This is a genomic window from Trebonia sp. (assembly GCF_030042015.1).
Lineage (GTDB): Bacteria > Actinomycetota > Actinomycetes > Streptosporangiales > Streptosporangiaceae > Trebonia.
The window spans coordinates 1-18721 of the sequence record NZ_JASIAL010000027.1; the positions used below are offsets into that span (position 1 = coordinate 1).

General features: G+C 72.7%; 15 protein-coding genes and 1 rRNA gene. 6 read left to right on the forward strand and 10 right to left on the reverse strand.

Translation table 11 applies throughout. The features are described 5' to 3' along the window. Positions 1 to 75 precede the first annotated feature (75 nt). A 5S ribosomal RNA gene (gene rrf, locus Q1N79_RS01230) occupies positions 76 to 192 on the forward strand. 51 nt (positions 193 to 243) lie between these two features. On the opposite strand, the gene Q1N79_RS01235 is transcribed toward rrf, so the two are convergent. The 3 genes from Q1N79_RS01235 to Q1N79_RS01245 all read right to left on the reverse strand — a co-directional run bounded on the left by Q1N79_RS01235 (position 244) and on the right by Q1N79_RS01245 (position 2778). Beyond that, positions 244 to 1560: an MFS transporter gene (locus Q1N79_RS01235; RefSeq protein ID WP_300603057.1), complete on the reverse strand. Its 1317-nt coding sequence runs from the start codon at positions 1558 to 1560 to the stop codon at positions 244 to 246. 45 nt (positions 1561 to 1605) lie between these two features. Next, complete coding sequence (locus Q1N79_RS01240) at positions 1606 to 1815, reverse strand: TOBE domain-containing protein (protein WP_300603060.1); 210 nt, start codon at positions 1813 to 1815, stop codon at positions 1606 to 1608. 81 nt (positions 1816 to 1896) lie between these two features. Further along, entirely contained in the window at positions 1897 to 2778 is an 882-nt protein-coding gene (locus Q1N79_RS01245; protein WP_300603063.1) for a DMT family transporter, read from the reverse strand. Between the two features lie 266 nt (positions 2779 to 3044). Here Q1N79_RS01245 and Q1N79_RS01250 point away from each other — a divergent pair, with 266 nt between their 5' ends. Together Q1N79_RS01250 and Q1N79_RS01255 are read left to right on the forward strand one after the other, a co-directional pair. Continuing rightward, positions 3045 to 4121: an alpha-hydroxy acid oxidase gene (locus Q1N79_RS01250; RefSeq protein WP_300603093.1), complete on the forward strand. Its 1077-nt coding sequence runs from the start codon at positions 3045 to 3047 to the stop codon at positions 4119 to 4121. Beyond that, positions 4118 to 5224, forward strand: coding sequence for an alpha-hydroxy acid oxidase (locus Q1N79_RS01255; RefSeq protein ID WP_300603066.1), 1107 nt, complete (start codon positions 4118 to 4120; stop codon positions 5222 to 5224). The genes Q1N79_RS01250 and Q1N79_RS01255 overlap by 4 nt, the downstream gene beginning before the upstream one ends. Here Q1N79_RS01255 and Q1N79_RS01260 read toward each other — a convergent pair. Continuing rightward, the gene (locus Q1N79_RS01260; protein ID WP_300603068.1) at positions 5208 to 6899 is read right to left on the reverse strand and encodes a PucR family transcriptional regulator ligand-binding domain-containing protein; all 1692 of its coding nucleotides are present in this window, start codon (positions 6897 to 6899) and stop codon (positions 5208 to 5210) included. The two genes, Q1N79_RS01255 and Q1N79_RS01260, sit on opposite strands and share 17 nt — an antisense overlap. 91 nt (positions 6900 to 6990) lie before the next feature. Between Q1N79_RS01260 and Q1N79_RS01265 the strand changes: the two genes are divergently transcribed. Continuing rightward, the gene (locus Q1N79_RS01265) at positions 6991 to 8292 is read left to right on the forward strand and encodes an aspartate aminotransferase family protein (RefSeq protein WP_300603071.1); all 1302 of its coding nucleotides are present in this window, start codon (positions 6991 to 6993) and stop codon (positions 8290 to 8292) included. Between the two features lie 32 nt (positions 8293 to 8324). Continuing rightward, entirely contained in the window at positions 8325 to 9833 is a 1509-nt protein-coding gene (locus Q1N79_RS01270; RefSeq protein ID WP_300603074.1) for a CoA-acylating methylmalonate-semialdehyde dehydrogenase, read from the forward strand. 21 nt (positions 9834 to 9854) lie between these two features. Here the strand turns inward: Q1N79_RS01270 and Q1N79_RS01275 are convergent, their stop codons facing one another. The 5 genes from Q1N79_RS01275 to Q1N79_RS01295 all read right to left on the reverse strand — a co-directional run bounded on the left by Q1N79_RS01275 (position 9855) and on the right by Q1N79_RS01295 (position 16469). Next, a complete protein-coding gene (locus Q1N79_RS01275; RefSeq protein WP_300603077.1) occupies positions 9855 to 11150 on the reverse strand; it encodes a DUF2510 domain-containing protein in 1296 nt (431 codons plus the stop codon). 50 nt (positions 11151 to 11200) lie between these two features. Further along, positions 11201 to 12061: a spermidine synthase gene (locus Q1N79_RS01280; protein WP_300603080.1), complete on the reverse strand. Its 861-nt coding sequence runs from the start codon at positions 12059 to 12061 to the stop codon at positions 11201 to 11203. A gap of 642 nt (positions 12062 to 12703) precedes the next feature. Beyond that, positions 12704 to 14365 (reverse strand): hypothetical protein, encoded by a 1662-nt coding sequence (locus tag Q1N79_RS01285; protein ID WP_300603082.1) that lies wholly within the window; start codon positions 14363 to 14365, stop codon positions 12704 to 12706. Positions 14366 to 14424: 59 nt separating this feature from the next. Beyond that, complete coding sequence (locus tag Q1N79_RS01290) at positions 14425 to 15372, reverse strand: YafY family protein (protein ID WP_300603084.1); 948 nt, start codon at positions 15370 to 15372, stop codon at positions 14425 to 14427. A gap of 77 nt (positions 15373 to 15449) precedes the next feature. Next, positions 15450 to 16469, reverse strand: a complete 1020-nt coding sequence (locus tag Q1N79_RS01295; RefSeq protein WP_300603087.1) for a WYL domain-containing protein — start codon at positions 16467 to 16469, stop codon at positions 15450 to 15452. Between the two features lie 45 nt (positions 16470 to 16514). On the opposite strand from Q1N79_RS01295, the gene Q1N79_RS01300 reads away from it, so the two are divergent. After that, on the forward strand, positions 16515 to 17609 hold the full coding sequence (locus Q1N79_RS01300; protein ID WP_300603089.1) for a DUF3866 family protein: 1095 nt from the start codon (positions 16515 to 16517) through the stop codon (positions 17607 to 17609). A gap of 45 nt (positions 17610 to 17654) precedes the next feature. On the opposite strand, the gene Q1N79_RS01305 is transcribed toward Q1N79_RS01300, so the two are convergent. Next, entirely contained in the window at positions 17655 to 18617 is a 963-nt protein-coding gene (locus Q1N79_RS01305) for an FKBP-type peptidyl-prolyl cis-trans isomerase (protein WP_300603091.1), read from the reverse strand. Positions 18618 to 18721 lie beyond the last annotated feature (104 nt).

Here is an 18721-nt window from a genome sequence, read left to right on the forward strand (position 1 = left end):
CGGGGGGGAAAGACACTCGCGCCCCTGTGCAGTTCCCGGGACACACCCGCCCCCCGGGCACGCACCCCAGGACGTTCCGGCGGCCACAGCGAAGGGGAAACACCCGGTCCCATCCCGAACCCGGAAGTTAAGCCCTCCAGCGCCGATGGTACTGCAAGGGAAGCCTCGCGGGAGAGCAGGACACCGCCGGAACACACATACCGAAGGCCGGCCCGAAAGGGCCGGCCTTCGGCGTTTCCTTGGCTAGTCGGCCTCGGCGGCGCTGGCCGCAGGCGCGTCGACGTAGCCGCTGAACGCGGGGAGTGCCGCGCATACGACGCCGACGGCCGCGATGCAGGCGACTCCGCCAGAGACGAGCGAGAACCGCAGCCCGGCCAGGCTGGCGACCACGCCAGAGCGCAGCTGGCCGGCGGGCGGCCCGGCCGCGTAGCTGAGCAGCTCGATGCCGGCCATCCGGCCGCGCAGCTGATCGGGGATGGTCTGCTTCCACAGCGTGTCACGGAAGATGCCACTGGTCTCGTCGGCCCCGCCGGCCACGGCGAGGAAGCCCAGAGCCACGTAGATGTCAGGGGAAAGACCGAAGCCCGCCATCGCGGCCCCCCACAGCGTGGCGGCCGCCGCGATGGCCAGGCCGTGCCGCCGTACCCGGGTCATCCATCCGCTGGTCGCCGACACCGCCAACGCGCCGGCCGATGGTGCGGCGAACATCAGCCCGGTGGCCCACGGCGCGTGCAGGATTACGGCCATGAACGGGAACAGCGCGTTCGGGTAAGCGAAGATCATCGCGGACAGGTCGGCGAGGTACGACCCGAGCAGGTCCTTGCGGCTGACCGCATAGCGCAGCCCGACGATGATGTCGCGCAACGCCGGCCCGGGCGAGCCGGCGCCCGCCGCGCCGTCACCGGCCGAGCCGCCACCACCCTGCCCTCGGGCACCGGCCGAGCCGTCATCGGGTGCCGCGGGCAGGGACGGAAGCCTGCCAAGCATGCCGAAGGACACGGCGAAGCCCACGGCGTCCAGCGCGTAGACGACCCACGGCCCGGGCGTGACGGCAAGCACGCCCCCGAGCGAAGAGCCGAGCAGCACGCTGACGTTCTGCGACATCGACAGCAGGGCCACCGTTGCGGTGATCTGCTCGCGCCGGACCAGGCGCGGGATCGCCGCCTCGAACGCGGGACGCTGCAGCGACGCGAACGCCATCATGACAGCCGACACCACGTACAGCGGCCACACCGCCGGGTGCGGGAGCAGCGCGTTGAGCAGCAGCAGCCCGGCGCAGCCGGCCAGGCCCGGCTCGCACCAGCGCATCAGGATCCGCCGGTCGAACCGGTCCGCCAGCGCCCCTCCGTACAAGCCGAAAACCACCAGCGGCACCAGCTCGGCTATCCCGAGCAGGCCGACAACCAGCGGCGACCCGGTGAGCTGCTTGGCCTGGACGAGCAGCGCGACCTCGGCGGCCTGCGAGCCGAACATGGCCACGGTCCGGCTCGCGAAGACCGCGCGAACGTAACGCGAGCCGCGCAGCGGGGACAGGTCTGGGCGCAGCAGCGAACCGGTCAACGGCCCTGCGCCGGCGTCGCGAGTGACAGGAGTACCGCCGCCCCCCTAGCTGCCGATGGCCACGATGACGTCGGAGGCCTTGATGATCGCCGTGACCTCGGTCCCTACGGCCAGTCCGAGCTCACGGACGGCCTCCACAGTGATCGAGGCGACCAGGCGCACCCCGGCCGCGTCCAGTTCCACGTTGGCGATCGCCTCGCCGGAGTTGATGCCGGTGACACGGGCGGGAATCTGGTTGCGCGCGCTCAGCTTCATGGCTGGATGCCCCTCACGGAGTTCGGCGGTACGAGCGGTACGAGCGGTACGACGAGACTGCTGTCATCCTAAGTCCCGGCCCTAGGCCACGTTCAGCAGCACAACGCCGATCACGACCAGCACTGTCGCCGCGATGCGCGACCGGCCGAAGGGCTCGCGGAACACCACGGTCGCGATGATCGCGCCGAAGATGACGCTGGTCTCCCGCAGGGCCGCGATCGGCGCGAGCGCGCCGCGCGTCTGCGCCCAGAGCACCAGCCCGTAGGCGAGCACGGAGAGCGCCCCGGCGGCCACGCCCGAAAGCAGAACCCGCCGGGACACGCCGCCCACCACCTCCCGCCGTCGCCGGGCCAGCGCCCACGCGGGCACGCACAGGCTTTCGAGCAGCATCAGCCACCCGATGTACCCGACGGAGGACCCCGACAGCCGCACCCCCAGCCCGTCCACCGTGGTGTAGGCCGCGATCGTCAGCCCGGTCGCGACCGCCGCGATCAATGCCGCCCGACTCGGCCCAGACTCCGGCCGGGACCCGGAGCCCGCGCGGCGCCCCCCGAACACCAGCACCGCCAGCCCGCACGACACGACAAGCACGCCGGCCACCTGCGGCGGCGCGGGCCGCTCCCCGGCGAACACGGCCGCGAGCACGGTCACCACGAGCGGCGAGGTGCCCCGCGCCAGCGGGTACACCTGCCCGAAGTCCCCGTACCGGTAGCACCGCATGAGCAGCAGGTTGTAGAACACGTGGATGAACACCGACCCGAGCAGGTAAGGCCAGCAGGCGGACAGCGGAAACGGGCCGAAAATCACCAGCGGCACCGCCACGGCGATGCTTCCAACCCCGATCAGCCCGAACGCCAGGACCTGATCCTTGATCCCGTGCGCGATCGCGTTCCAGGTGGCATGGGTGACCGCGGCCGCGAGAACGGCGAGCGTGACGTTGAGCGGTAGCGCGGAGGCGTGCATCCCAGGGCTCCTCAAGTGCCGGCCGGTTTTCGGCAACCATCGACTAGGAGCCCTCAGGGCTTTTCTCCCGTCAGGTGTTCGCCGGCCGTGCGGGAACCGGTTCCTGGCGCCGCTCGGTCCAGCCCTGGCCGGCCTGATTGTGCAAGCCCGTGACGACGGACGGCCAGCGGAACCCTAGACGCAACCGCATGCTGCATCCGAGGATACCAAGGACCAGGGCGCGCCGGTCAGTGGCCGCGCCACAGTAGGGTGCGCTCGTGACGGTTATGGCGATGTACCCCAAGGACGCCGGGTTTGCGGCGATCGAGGAGATCCGCTCCGCCGCGATCAGGAACCTGCCGCACGATGTGGCGGACTTCCTCGAGACCGGTGCCGGGACGGAGTCGACGCTGCGCGCTAACCGGGAGGCGTTCGGCCGCTGGGTGATCAGGCCACGGCCGATGAGCGGCGTCAGCGCGCCGGACACGTCGACGACGCTGCTCGGGATCCCGCTGTCCGTGCCCATCCTGACCGCACCGTTCGGCGGCGACGCGATGTTCGGCGCCGACGGCCACCTGGCGGTCGCCCGCGCCAACGCATGCTGCGGGACCGCCTCCATCGTCCCGGAAGCCGGGACGTTCTCCTTCGGGGAAGTCCGCGCGGCCGCCCCGGCTGCCGCGCGGATCGCGCAGGTCCACCCGCTCGATTCGTTCGACGCCGTGGTGAAGCGGATCCGCGCCGCCGGCTACGACGCGCTCTGCGTAACAGTGGACTGCCCGCTGCCTGGGTTCCGCGTGCGGAACCGGGTCAACCGGTTCACCCCCGACGCGGCCGTGTTCGAGGGCAACGCCGTCGGCGACGGCACGCCCTCGGTGCGCGAGGCGTTCGCCGGGCTGGCCAGCGGCGCCGCCTCGTGCTGGGGCTGGGACCAGCTCGCCGAGGCGACGGCGCGGCAGGACCTGCCGTGGATCGCCAAGGGCATCCTCACGGCCGAGGCCGCCGAGACGGCCCTGGCCGCGGGCGCGGCCGCGGTTTACGTCTCCAACCACGGCGGCCGCCAGGTGGACCCGGCACCCGCCAGCCTGGACGCCCTGCCCGCGATCGCGCGAGCCGTCGCCGGCCGGGCGCCGGTCCTGCTGGACAGCGGCGTGCGCAGCGGTGCCGACGTGCTGCTGGCGCTCGCGCTCGGCGCGGACGCGGTGGTGATCGGGCGCCTTGCCGCCTACGGCCTGGCCGCCGCCGGGGAGACCGGCGTCCGCCGGACGATCGAGCTGCTCACCGAGGAACTGCGCACGCTGATGATCCTCTCCGGCCTGCCCGACATCGCCTCGATCACTCCCGCCACGGTGCGGGAAAAGCCGTGACGGTCACGTCGATGTATCCGCGGGACGCGGGGTTTGCCGCCCTGGAGGAGATCCACGAGGCAGCGCTGCGCAGCCTCGTCCCCGAGGTGGCGGTGTTCCTGGAAAGCGGCGCGGGCACGGAGTCGACCCTGCGCGCCAACCGGGAGGCGTTCGGCCGCTGGGTGATCAGGCCGCGGCCGATGAGCGGGGTCAGCGCGCCGGACACGTCGACGACCGTCCTCGGCATCCCGCTCGCCGTCCCGGTCCTCACCGCCCCGTTCGGCGGCGACGGCATGTTCGCGGCCGATGGGCACATGGCGGTTGCCAGCGCCAACGCCGCATGCGGGACCGCCTCGATCGTGCCCGAGCTCGGCACGTTCTCCTACGAGGAGGTCGCCGCGGCCGCCCCCGCCGCGGCGCGGATCGCGCAACTGCACCCGTATGACTCCTTCGGCCACGTGGCCAGGCGAGTCCGCGCCGCCGGCTACGACGCGCTGTGCGTGACGGTGGACTGCCCGCTGACCGGCTTCCGCGCGCGCAACCGGATGAATCGCTTCGATCCCGACCGCGGCGTGTGGGCGGGCAACGTCACCCACGACGGCGCGCCGAGCGTGACGCGCATGTTCCGCGACGGGATCAACGCGCAGCATCCGCCCTGGACCTGGGACCAGCTTGGCGACGCCGCCGCGCGCCAGGAATTGCCGTGGATCGCCAAGGGCATCCTCACCGGGGAGGCGGCGCAGGCCGCCCTCGCCGCGGGCGCGGCCGCGGTCTACGTCTCCAACCACGGCGGCCGCCAGGTGGACCCTGCCCCGGCCAGCCTGGACGCGCTGCCCGAGGTCGCGGACGCGGTGGCCGGCCGGGTGCCGATTCTGCTGGACAGCGGTGTCCGCACGGGCGCCGACGTCTTCCTCGCCCTAGCCCTCGGCGCGGACGCCGTGGTGATCGGCCGCCTTGCCGCCTACGGCCTGGCCGCCGCCGGGGAGACCGGCGTCCGCCGGACGATCGAGCTGCTCACCGCGGAACTGCGCACGCTGATGATCCTGGCCGGCGTCCCCGACATCGCCTCGGTCACCGCCGCCGCCGTAACCCGCCCCTTACGCCGGCTCACCCGTCCGGCTTGAGCGTGAGCAGGGCGACGTGCAATGAGGCGCGGGACTCCGGTTCGGCGAGGCCGACCGACAGGACGCGCTCGATCAGCCGCAGCCGCTGGTAGAAGGTGGGCCGCGCGAGGTGGGCGTGCGCGGCGGCCAGCGCCTTGTTGCCGCCGGCGTTCAGGTAGACCGCTAGGTCGGACACCAGGTGCGTGCCGTGCGCGGCGTCGTAGGACAGCAGCGGGCCGAGCTCGCGCTCGGCGAACGCCCGCACCCGGGCGTCGTCGCGCAGCAGGTGCAGCAGGCCGCGCAGCCGCAGGTCGGGCAGCCGGTAGTAGGGCCGCCCGTCGGGATGCCTGATGGCGACGTCGGCGACCTCGCGCGCGTCGAGGAACGACCGGCGCACGTCCCGCAGCGCCGTGGCGGGCGGGCCGGTCCCGATCACGAGCGCCGTCGACCCCGCCCCGGCCGCGGCCGGGACACCGGGCCGCTGCAGGAAGGGCCGCGCAGAAAGCCGCGCCGTCAGCCGGGCCGACAGCGCGGTCAGCGCGTCGTCGGTGTCCGCGTGCTCAGGCAGCGACAGCAGCGCGCCGGCCCGCACGTCGTCGAGCGACCCGACAAGCGCCGGAACGCGCGCGTCCCGGCAGGCATCCGCCACGGCCTCGGCGACGCCGAGCACCGCGGCGTGCGCCGAGAGCCCGGGGCCGGAGTCCGGTATCCGGACCACGGCCGCGACCAGCTGCCGGCCGGTCACCGGCACCCCCATCGCCCGCGCGCGTGCCGCTGCCTCTGCCGGGTCGGCGTCGGACTGCTCGATGATCGCGCTGATCAGCGTCCGGTGCGCCTGCCGTTCCAGGGACTCCGCCTGCCGGGTGAGCAGGCGGCCGAGGGCCAGCGTGGTCGCGGCGCGCTCGACAAGCACCGTGTCCTCTGGCGCCGGCGGGGACCCGCCGTCGCAGACGAGGAACAGCCGGCCCCAGTCCTCGCCGCGCGCGCCGACGGTGGTGACCAGCCAGCCAGGCCCCTGCGCGTAGAACGTGCGCGGCCGGCCGTCGCAGGCGGCGCGGGCCCGGCTGGCGAACCCGTCGAGCAGCCGCCGCGGATCGCGGTCCGCCCGCCTGGGGCCGGTGCCAGCGTCGGGTGAGCCGGGGGAGAACGCGAGCACCTGGTAGGACAGGTCGGCGAGGATCAGCGGCCGGTCCGCCAGCTGCCCCGCCGACCGGACGATTTGCTCGGCCGGGGCGCCGGCCACCGACAGCTCGGTGAACGTCTCGTGCATCCGCTCCGCCGCGCGCAGCCGGGCGAGCTGGGCGTCGATGATCCGGGCGTGCACCGCCTCGGTGATCTCGACGAACGGCACCTCGCGGCCGAACGCGACGAGCGGCACGCCGTGCGCCTGCGCGGCGGCGACGAGCGGGGCGGGCAGCGTCCCCGTGTACCGGCGGCCGAGCTCGATGGCCAGCCCCGTCACGCCCGCGCCTGCCAGCTCCGCGACGTACGCGGCGAGCCCCGTGGCGGAGTCCGGCAGCGCGATCCCGGTGGACAGCAGCAGCTCGCCGCCGCGCAGCAGCCGCCCGACGTCGGTCAGCTCGGCGGCGTGCACCCACCGGACCGGCGTGTCGAGCCGGTCCGCCGCGGCCATCACCTGCGGCTGGCCGCGGCGGACGACGTCGAGGTCAAGCACCTCGCGCAACGTCAGGGCCATGGTTGACCACAATACAACATGTATGGATTTGGTGAAAATCTATGACAGGTCGTAGCTATGCGCGGGAGGCAACCGCGGGCAGACTGAAACCATGACTGATCTTCTCGCCCGCCACCGCGCGGTCATCCCCAACTGGGTGAACGTCTACTACGACCAGCCGATCGAGATCGTCAGCGGCAAGGGCTGCCGCGTCACGGACTCGCAGGGCCGCGGCTACCTCGACTTTTTCGCCGGGATCCTGACCAACATGCTGGGCTACGACGTGGCCGAGGTGCGCGAGGCGGTCGAGCGCCAGCTCGCGTCCGGTGTGGTGCACACCTCGACGCTGTACCTGATCCGCAACCAGGTCGAGCTCGCGGAGAAGATCGCCAAACTCTCGCAAATCCCGGACGCCAAGGTGTTCTTCACCAACTCCGGCTCCGAGGCCAACGAGACCGCGCTGGTCGCGGCGCTGGTCGCCCGCAAGGCCAACCAGGTACTCGCGATGCGGGGCAGCTACCACGGCCGTTCGTTCGGCACCGTCGCGGTGACAGGGAACGCTGCCTGGAAGGCGAGTAGCAACGACCCGTTCGGAACCCATTACCTGCACGGGACCGACCGGCAGCTGCCCCCCTACCGCACCCTGTCCGACGCCGAGTTCATCGACGCCTGCGTGGCCGACCTGCGTGCCCTGCTGTCCGGCGGGATCCACCCGGGCGACGTTGGCGCGCTGATCGCCGAGCCCATCCAGGGCGTCGGCGGGTTCACGATGGCGCCAGACGGCCTGTTCGCGGCGTACAAGGAGGTGCTCGACGAGCACGGCATCCTGCTGATCTCCGACGAGGTGCAGACCGGCTGGGGCCGCACCGGGGCGCACTTCTGGGGCATCCAGGCGCACGGGGTGACCCCGGACATGATGACGTTCGCCAAGGGCCTGGGCAACGGGTTCGCGATCGGCGGCGTCGTCGGCCGCGGCGACCTGCTCGACGGGATCCGCGGCAACGGCATCTCCACGTTCGGCGGCAACCCGGTCGCCACCGCCGCGGGCAACGCCACGCTGGACTACGTGCTGTCCCACGACCTGCAGAAGAACGCCGCCGTCACCGGGGCGATCATCATCGACGGGATCAGGGCAGCCGCCGCGGACCTGGCGATCGTCGGGGAGGTGCGCGGACGGGGCCTGATGTTCGCGGTCGACCTCGTCGACCCGGCGACGAAGCGGCTGAGCCCGAAGCTGGCCGGTAAGGCGCTTGAGGCGACCCGCGAACGCGGGCTGCTGGTCGGCAAGGGCGGCCTGTACGGCGCGACGCTGCGGATGGCGCCGCCGCTGACGATCAGCGTGGCCGAGGCCAGGGAAGGGCTTGGCCTGCTCGTAGACGCGCTGCGCGCGGTCGACACGGAGGCTGCGGGGTAATTCGGCGGTAGGCAACGGCACTGGCAAGGGCAATGGACAAGGCAGTCAAGCACATTACGCACTGGATCAACGGCAAGCCCTGGACGGGCCAGGCGCAGCGGCAGGGTGACGTCTACGACCCCGCGACCGGGCAGGTCACGGGGTCCGTCGACTTCGCCGGGGCCGGCGAGGTCGACGCCGCCGTGGCGGCCGCCGCGCAGGCGCTGCCGTCCTGGCGGCGCGTGTCGCTGGCCAGGCGATCGCAGCTCCTGTTCGCGTTCCGCGAGCTCGTCAGGCAGCACGCGGGCGAGCTCGCGAAGCTCATCACCGCCGAGCACGGCAAGGTGCCCGCCGACGCCGCGGGCGAGGTAGCCCGCGGCGTTGAGGTCGTCGAGTTCGCGTGCGGCGTTCCGCACCTGCTCAAGGGCGGCTTCTCCGAGAACGTGTCCACCGGCGTGGACTCGTACTCGATCAGGCAGCCGGTCGGGGTGGTCGCGGGCATCACGCCGTTCAACTTCCCGGCCATGGTGCCGATGTGGATGTTCCCGCTGGCGATCGCCTGCGGCAACACGTTCGTGCTCAAGCCATCGGAGAAGGACCCGTCGGCGTCGCTGCTGCTCGCCCAGCTGTGGGCCGAGGCCGGGCTGCCGGACGGCGTGTTCAACGTGCTGCACGGCGACAAGGACGCGGTCGACGGGCTGCTCACCCACCCGGACGTCGCCGCGATCAGCTTCGTCGGCTCCACGCCGATCGCCCGCCACGTCTACGAGACGGGCACGGGCAACGGCAAGCGGGTGCAGGCGCTCGGCGGCGCGAAGAACCACATGGTCGTGCTGCCCGACGCGGACCTTGACCGGGCCGCCGACGCCGCCGTTTCCGCCGGGTTCGGCTCGGCGGGGGAGCGGTGCATGGCGATCTCGGCGCTGGTGGCGGTGGACCCGATCGGCGATGACCTGGTCGCGCGGATCAGGGAGCGGGTCGGCGCGCTGCGCGTCGGCCCCGGCAGCGACGAACGGTCCGAGATGGGGCCGCTGGTGACCAGGCCGCACAGGGAGCGGGTCGCGTCCTACCTGGACTCGGGTGTGGCGCAGGGCGCGACGCTCGCGGTCGACGGCCGGGTGCACCCGGTGATCGGCGGCTCGTCGGACGGTTTCTGGCTCGGGCCGAGCGTCCTGGACCACGTCACGCCGGCGATGAGCTGCTACGCCGACGAGATCTTCGGGCCGGTGCTGTCGGTGCTGCGCGTGCCGTCCTATGAGGCAGCCGTCCGCCTGGTCAACTCCAGCCCGTACGGCAACGGCGTGGCGATCTTCACCTGCGACGGGGGAGCCGCCCGCCGGTTCGTGTCCGAAGCCGAGATCGGCATGGTCGGCGTCAACGTGCCGATCCCTGTGCCGATGGCGTACTACTCGTTCGGCGGGTGGAAGGCGTCGCTGTTCGGCGACACGCACGTGCATGGCACCGAAGGCGTGCACTTCTACACCCGCGGGAAGGTCGTCACCTCACGGTGGCTGGACCCGAGCCACGGCGGTGTGAACCTCGGCTTCCCCGTGAACTCCTAAGTCACGGGTCAGGCGATTGAGTCACGGGTTAGGCGAGCCCGCCGGCGGCGAGCCGTCGTCGCCCGGCGAGCCGTCGCCCGGCGAGCCGCCGCCGCCCGGTTGCGGCGGGACGCTCACCTGGAGCGAGGACACGAGCGTGTCCACGTTGCCCTCCCCGCGGTTGCCGGGGATGGAAGTGTAGAACACCGCGGGCGCGACCCCGCTCCCCAGGTCGGCGACCACGACCGCGGCAAGCTCATTGCTCCACGCCAGCCCCTGGGCCTGCGCGTTCGGGTAGGTCACCAGGAACTTGATCTCCCAGCCGGCGTGCCCGCTGACCATGACCGGCTGGCTGAGCTCGGTCTGGAAGCTGGGCTGCAGCGCGCTGTAGTACGTGTTCTCGAACGTGGTCACCAGGTTGGTCGTGACGTTGTCCAGGTCCGCCACGCCGCTGTAGCCGTATTGCTGTGGCAGCGGCCCCGAGCACGCGACGCCGTACCACGTCTGCTGGCCGCCGTTGATCTGCCCGGCGATGGCGAACTCGCCGGCCGTCCAGGTGAACGACTGGCCGTTCAGGCCGCTGGGGCAGTTGGGCTGCCACGGGGAGGGAAGCTGGGCATAGGACAGCCCCGACTGGCCGTCGACGATCGTCGAGAAGGACGGGCTGGCCGAGGGTGACGGGGAGGGCGAGGGCGGTGGCGTCGTGCGCGCGACGGTCGGGGTCGCCGGGGTCTTGTCGGCCGCCGGCGTCGTCGCCGGGGTCCGGCCGAAGACGGTGAGGATCAGCGTGACCGCGGCGAGCGCGGCCACGGTGCAGCCCGCGAGGCCGCCCGCCACCCACATCCGGCGGCGCCGTTGCGCGCGCGCGTAGCCGTAGCGGTCGCCTGGCCCGCCGCGCCCCGGGGTACCGGGTGTGGTCCACGCATCGTCGCCGAGGAAGAGCACCTTGGTGCCGTTGGCATCCGGTCCCTGCGGCGGCATGACGGCCGGCAGCCCAGCGCCGGGCTGGACCGTGGTGGGCTGGACCGTGGTGGGCTGGACCGTGGTGGGCTGTGCCGCTGGCTGCACGCTCGTCGGCTGGACCGCTGACAGCTGGACCGTCGGCTGCACGGTCGTGGGCTGGACGGTCGTGGGCTGGACGGTCGTGGGCTGGACCGCTGACGGCTGGACCGTCGGCTGCACGGTCGTGGCCTGGACCGCGTCGGCCCCGTTCCCGTCCGCGTCATCCGTCCCGTCGCCCTGATGGGTGTGGTGGGTCCACCTCGACCCATCCCACCAGCGCAGGAGTCCGGGCACCCGGTACGGATCCGGGTACCAACCTGAGGGCGGCAAGTCCATGTCGCAAGGGTAGACGGACGGGACCAAGCAGCACGCGCGAAATGCGCCTGTTACCAGTTTGTTGACTGCAGGGGCGGACTGGACGGTCCCGCGGCGTCTGTTACCACTGAAGCTCCTGAGACGAACTGGACAAGCTCAGCGCCGTCCACCAAGCGGGCAGGGAAGGGGTCGGCCGCCACCGCGCGCCGCAGCTGCTCGTACGGCAGCGGGCGCTCGCTTGCCGCGAGCACAAAGTTCCCCACCCGCCGCGCGTGCAGCACGCCGGTCTCGGCGATCATGCACGTCTCCCCGAATACCGAACGAACCGTGGCGACTGCCCCGCGCACCCGGTCAAGCGGCGGTCCGTCCGCCACGTTGACCGTGTACACCCCGCCGGGCCGCAGCGCGCGGGCGACCGCGCCGGCGCATTCCGCCGTGGTCAGGTGAAACGGGGTCCGCGCGCCCGCGAACACGTCGCTGATCACCAGGTCGTAGCTCGCGGGCGGGACGGACTCGAGCACCTGCCTGGCATCGCCGGCCCGCACCCGGATGCGCCGCCCCGCCGACAGCGGCAGATGGCGCCGCACGAGTTCGGTCAGCTCGGCGTCGACCTCGGCCACGAGCTGGCGGGAATCGGGCCGGGTGTGCGCGATGTACCGGGGGAGCGTCATCGCGCCCCCGCCCAGGTGCAGCACGCGCAGTGCCACGGGGCCGGGGAACGCGAGGTCGGCGATATGCCCGATCCTGCGCACGTACTCGAACTCCAGGTAGCCCGGGTCGTCCAGGTCCACCTGGCTCTGCGGGATGCCGTCGAGGAAGAGCAGCCAGCTGCGCGTTCTGGACAGATCCGGTACGAGCTCGGCCAGGCCAGAGCCGACCTGGTGGTGCACGGCGCGCCGCTCCGCTCCGCGCCGTGCCGGCTTGTCGGGCATGAGTCCAGTATCGGCTCCCGCGCCCGCTGGCAGGTGCCCTTTCCTGGGCGCCCGCGCGCCCCGGTGCCGGGGAGTTGAGGTGCGGGCGCGTGGGTCATGGACTGTCGGCGGCGTGTGCTGTTTTGGTCCTGGCAGGGGCTGGGTGCTGTGGTTGCTGGTGCGGGGCTTGCCGGGCGGGTGCCTGCTCCGCCGGCTGGGGGGTGATCTGGCCTGGCGGGGCCGGCGCGGGGCGGGGTGTGCCGCGGCGCGAGGTAGGTTCTCGTGCTCCCGGCACTCACGGTGAGGAAAGGCCGGCGTCCCGGCGGGGCGGGCTTGGTGGCCGGGCAGGGTGCCGGCGGGCCGGGGGCTGTGGCCGTGCCTGGTGCCGTCGGCCGCTGCCCCGGCCTGCCTGGCTGGGCCGGTTGCGCCAGCGGCCCGGCCGGATCGGGCCGGCTGCGCCAGCGGCCCGGTTGCCTTCACTGCCGGCGGTGGGGCTGGCCGCAGTGCCGGGGAGTTGGGGGCCCGTCAGCGGTTGCCGCGGATTTCCGCTGGCGTGCCGCGGGCTGGCTCATACCGCGACCACCGTTACCGTACCCGCCGAACCCGCAACTCCGGCAAACCGCCCGACCACGCGCCGGAACGCCTAACTCCCCGGCATTGGGACTAGTCCACCCGGCTCTGGTTCGGCGGGGGCACCTGGAGCAGCAGGTTCTTGTTCCAGACCATGATGAGGTAGGACCCGTACCGGTACTCACGGGCCGGCTTGCCGAAGGTATGACGCACGATGACATCGTTGAACGCGTAGGCGGTCGGCGGGCCGGACGTGGCGACGACGAAGTTCGCGTAGGACACCGCCGGGTCATACCACGACGGCTTCGTCACCCATGGATACGCCAGCCGCGCGCCGTCCTGCACGGCGGCCACCCGCACCCGCCCGTCGCTGGCCAGCGTGGTGCTGTTCGCCGCCCAGTACCTGCCCAGCCCGTAGGTCAGGTGATGGGCCAGCAGGAAGTCGGCCAGGCCCTGGGTCTCGGCCGGGCTGGCGGGCTGCGCCGCGCTGTACCCGAGGGCCGCCAGGTAGCCGGCGAGCGCGAGGCCGAGCAGCGGCGCCAGCGTGATCCGCGGCAGCCTGCGGCGCGCCAGCCAGGGGCCGAGCGTCCGGCCGGCCAGCACGGCGCCGAACGGCAGGACGGCGGCGATCTGATGCGCTCCCGAGACCGGGGTCATCTTGGTTCCCAGGGTGCCCGCGCCGAGCACGACAAGCGTGCCGACGGTCAGGACCTGGGTCACCCGGTCGGCACGGCGCAAGAGCCCGGCGATGCCCGCGAGCAGCCCAGCGACCGCGAGCGCGAGCCCGGCGAAGTGCAGGTACGCGATCACGGTCCGCACGCCGGCCGGCTGCTCGTAGAAGTCGGCGCCGAACAGGATCAGCACGTTCTCCCCGCTCGCCTTGATCAGGTGGCCCCAGTCCGCGTACGGCTGGAGCTTGCCGACGTTCGTCAGCGACTGCATGCTGTAGCCGCCGGCCGCCTTGATGGCCGCCACCACCAGCCGTGCCAGTTCCGCCGAGACGACGGCCGCGACCCCGAGGGCGCCGTCGTACCAGCCCGGGCGGCGGCGGCGCAGCAGGGGCAGGGCGGCCCGCAGCAGGCAGACCGCCGCGACCGGCAGGGCGGCCGCGTAGGTCGCGATCGGGTCGTCGACCTGCGCCCAGGTCAGCAGCACGCACGCCGCCGCCGGCACCCACCAGCGCTCCCGCGCGCGGTCGACGAGCAGCAGCGTGAGCAGGATCGGCACCCCGACCCCGACGTGGTCTGGCGACAGCATCAGGATGCGGGTCCCCGGGCTGATCGCCGGCGCCACCAGCACGCCGCCGCCGAGCAGCGCGCGCGTGATGCCCTCGGCGCCGCGTGCGGTTCCCCTGGCAAGCAGCGCGGCGGTCAGCACGAGCAGCGTGTAGATCAGCGCGGCGGAGATGTGCACCACGTCCGGGTTCAGCCCGTTGATGGCTTCGACCACGGCGTTGACCGGAACCTCGAACGAGTAGAACGTCACGTCCGCCAGCCACCAGCCCGACAGCAGCAGGTTGCCGTGCAGCATCTGCCAGGCCTGCAGTGCCGTGCCCGCGCCGTCGGAGTTCACCGCCGTGGACTGCGACTGCCGCAGGTAGCACCAGAACAGCACGACCGCCGCTGCCGCCAGCCCGGCTGCCCACGCCAGGTACGGCCAGGCCGCCCGCCAGCGGTGCGACCATCTCGCCTGGGCCGCTGGCCGGACACCGTCGGCCGCGGGCGCTGCTACCTGTCCGCGCACGCTTTTCAGCACGCCTAAAGGGTAGTGGCAGTCCCCTGGTCCTGATTGACCCGTCCCGCCGCTAGCGGGCTTCAGTCGTACAGCGCAAGCGCCGCCGCGGCGTCCGCCCTTATCGTCTCGGCCAGCGCCGGTGGCGACACGACCCGGGCGTCCTCCCCCAGCCGCAGCGCCAGCCGCCGCACCCACCTGGTGTCCGGCGTGCGCAGCACCACGCGCAGCCTGCCTTCTTCGGCTTCTTCCACCGACTCGCACGGGTAGTACTCGGCCACCCAGCGCGCGGGCGCGGACAGCTCGAGCTCCACCCGCTCGTCGGACTCCGACGGCCGGAACAGGCCGTGGTCGACGTCGACGTGCTCGGCCTCGTCAGGCACCTGCGCGGGCACGTCGAGCACCGCCATGTCGAGCACGCGGTCGAGCCGGAACAGCCGCACCCCTTCGGCGCGCCGGCACCAGCCCTCCAGGTAGGTGTGCCCTTCCACGACGAGCAGGCGCATCGGGTCCACGTCCCGCTCGGTCGCCTCATCCCGTCCGGGCACGTAATAGCGCAGGTGCACCCGCCGGCCATCGGCCAGAGCGGCGCGGACCTGGGCAGCCACCCCGTGTCCGTTCGGAGGATCGATCTGGATGCTGACCTGCGCGCTGGCGGCGGCGGCGGCCCCGGCGGCGGCCTCGATCTTCGCGATCACCCGGGCGACCGCGGACCCGTCCCCTGGCACCTCGGCCAGCATGCGCAGCGCGACGAGCAGCGCGCTCGCCTCGTCGGCGGCCAGCCGCAGCGGGCGGGCGATCGACTCGGCCTGGCTGACCACGATCTCGCCGCCCTCGTAGGACAGGTCGATCGGGCAGTACGGGTCCGGCGCCTTCAGCTCCACGCACCAGACAAGGTTCAGGTCGTCGACAAGCTCGCGCTCGGTCACCCCGAAGGCGGCGGCCGTCTCGGCCAGACCCACCACCTTGCGGCTGACGACGTAGGGGACCAGCGCGAGCAGCCGCCGCAGCCTTTCGGCCGAGGTGACCATGCGCTGTTTACCCGGGGGGACGACCCCCCTCAGACCCCCCGGCTTGGGGGGCTCCGCGCCCCCCATACCCCCCCGGCTCACGCGAGCACCCCCTTCAGCCGGCTGATGACCGCCTCGCGCAGGTCCGGCGGCCCGACCACCATGAGATCGGCACCGAACCACGCCAGGTAGTCGGCGTACCAGGAGACGTCGGCGAACTGCACCGTCACGCGGTCCCAGCCGTCGTCGCCCGGCGTGACGGCCTTGGCGTACCGGCGCACGCCGTAGCCCGCGCCGGCCCGGACGTTCAGCACGGCCTCGTGGTCCCGCGGCGGCGCGTCCCAGTCCTTGACCAGTTCCCGCACGTCGGCTCCGGCCGGCACGGTGACGCTGCCTGGCGGGCCCGACATCTTCACCGGCCCGTCGATGCGGCCGAGCCGGAACACCCGCGTGGCGTTCCTGGTGCGGTCGTGCCCGGCCACGTACCAGCGCCCGTGCCAGTTGACCACGCCCCACGGCTCGACCTCGCGCCTGGACGCGTCGCCGCGGCCCTGCGCCTTGTAGCTGAACGTGACCGGCCTGCGGTCGCGCACCGCCTCCCACAGCGGGCCGAACGCGGGCTCGGCCGTCGCCAGCCTCGGCTCTATCCCCGGCCGCGGCCGCTGGTCGTCGTCGGCGTCTGGCGCCTCACCCGCCCCGGATGCCCCGACCACCCCGGGCGCCCCGACCACCCCGGGCGCCCCGAGCGCCCCCGCCGCCTTGAGCTTGAGCAGCGCCCCGGCCGCGGCGGCGGCGAGTTCTGCGCTTTGCCAGACACGCGCCGCGATGCCGAGCACCGCGGCCTCGTCGGCCTCCAGCCTGATCTCGGGCAGCTCGTAGTCCTGCCGCCTGATCCGGTAGCCGATCTCCTCATCCAGCGGGTTGCTGCGACCGGTCTCCAGCGGGATCGCGAGGTCGCGCAGCTCCTCCTTGTCCCGCTCGAACATCCGCTTGAACGCGTCATCCTGGTCGGGGTAGCCGTACACGGCGGCGCGGATCTCCTCGGCGGTCAGGTACCGCCGGGAGGAGAGCAGCAGCACGACGATCGACAGGAGCCGTTCGGTCCTGCGCTTGGACATGGCGGTCCTCCCTCGTGTCTGCGGCCCGTGGACTAGTCTGCCGTCGTGATCCGGTGGCGGAGCGGAATCGTGACGGCGCTGCGGCGAGAATGGCCCGGAGCAGCCGAGATCATGGTAACCGTGGACGGGGACGAGGTCCGCGCGCTCGCGTACCCGTTTTTGACCGGGCGCCCGCAGGTCGGCGACCGGGTGCTGCTGAACACGAACGCGCTGGACGCCGGGCTCGGCACCGGCGGGTACGCGCTCGTGGTGGCGCTGCCCGACCGGCTGCCGCCCGATCCGGACAGCGCCGCGTCCGGGCACATCGTGAAAAACCGGTATACGCCGCTGCAGGCGATGGTGGCGAGCGTGGACGAGCAGGGCTCGGCCTACCACGACGTGCTGCGCGCGGCGGATTCTGTGGCGGGGATGCCGGTGGTGGTGGCCGACCTGCATTCCGCTCTCCCGGCCGTGCTGGCCGGGCTCTTTTCCGCATCCCGAACGAAGCGGGCCGGCTCTCCGCGGGTCGCCTATCTGATGCAGGACGGCGGGGCGCTGCCCGTGTGGTTCTCCCGCACGGTGGCCGGGCTGCGGGCGGCCGGGTGGCTGGCCGCGACCGTGACGACCGGCCAGTCGTTCGGCGGTGACCTGGAGGCGGTGACCGTGCACACCGGCCTGCTCGCCGCGCGGCATGTCATCGGCGCCGACGTGGCCATCGTGTCCCAAGGGCCTGGCAACCTCGGCACCGGCACCCGGTGGGGGTTCTCCGGGGTCGCCGCGGGCGAGGCGGTCAACGCTGCCGCCGCGCTGGGCGGGCGTCCGGTCGCCTCGCTGCGGGTGTCCGGCGCCGATGCCAGGGAGCGGCACCAGGGGATCTCCCATCACAGCCTGACCGCCTACGGGCGGGTCGCGCTGGCCCGGGCCGACGTCGTGGTGCCCGTGCTGCCCGAGCCGCTCGGGTCACGGATCGCGGCGCAGGCGGCCGCGCTGGCGGCGCGGCACCGCGTGGTGACGGTTCCCGTGGACGGCCTGGCGGAGGCGCTGCGCGGCTGCCCGGTGCCGCTGTCCACGATGGGCAGGGGCCTGGACGCCGACCTGGAGTACTTCCTGGCCGCGGCCGCCGCTGGCCGCCACGCGGCCAGCCTGCTGGCCGACGGCTAGGGCGCCCGGGCGCCCGGGGCGCTACGGGCGCCCGGGCGCCCGGGATCAGGAGCCGTAGGCGGCGAGGATGTCGACGGCGAAGACCAGCGTGTCGGTGCCCTTGATGCCGACCTCGGAGTTCCCGCTCGTGCCGTAGCCGTCCGCCGGCGGGATCACCAGGAGCACCCGGCTGCCGACCGTCTGGCCGACCAGCCCGTCATCCCAGCCAGGGATGACCTGGCCCTCGCCGACATTGAAGGCGAACGGCGCGCCGCTTTGCCACGAGGAGTTGAAGACCTTCTTGGTGCGCCAGATGACGCCGACGTACTGCACGACGATGTACTGGTCCTTGACGATCTTCGGGCCGGTGCCCTTGAGGAGGGTCTCGACCTGGAGGGTCTTCGGCGCGGCGGTCGCCGGGATCGTGATCGTGGGCGGCTTGCCGGGGGTCGCGGTCACCGTGGGCAGCCCCGAGCCGCCGTCGGAGGTCTGCTTGCCGGCGACCACGGCGGAGTTGTCGAACGTCCGCACCATGTCGATGACGAACACGAGCGTGTCGGTGCCGCTGACGCCGATCTCCGAGTTACCCTGCGCGCCGAAGCCGTCGGCGGGCGGGATCACGGCGAGCACCCTGCTGCCGATCGGCTGACCGATCAGCGCGGTCTCCAGCCCGGGCAGCATCGCCCCGGCGAACAGCGTCGGGGTACCGTCGGTGTAGGTGCTGCCGAGGAGCTTGTGCGTCGTGCCGCTCCAGTCGTAGAGCACGAAGTCGCCGAGCAGCGTCTCGGACTTGGTCAGCGGCGCGCCGGTGCCCTTGATGAGCGTCTTGGTGTACAGCGCCCCGCTGGCCTTCTTGTCGGGGATCGTCACCTTCGGCGCGGTGCCGAACGTCCCCGTCGCGGTCACCAGCTTGTACGTGTCGGCGGGCTGCGCGCTGGCCGATGAGGACGGGGATGACGACGAGCCGCAGCCGGCGACGGCGGCGACGGCGAGCAACGGTATGACAACAAGCGCGGCTGCGCGTCGCATGAGAAACCCCTCGGGTCAGGCACGGCCGCAAGCCATGGCTCCGGCCTTGACTATCTGCGGTTTTTGGGTAGGCCTACCCAGGCTACTAGCACGCGGGGACCGGC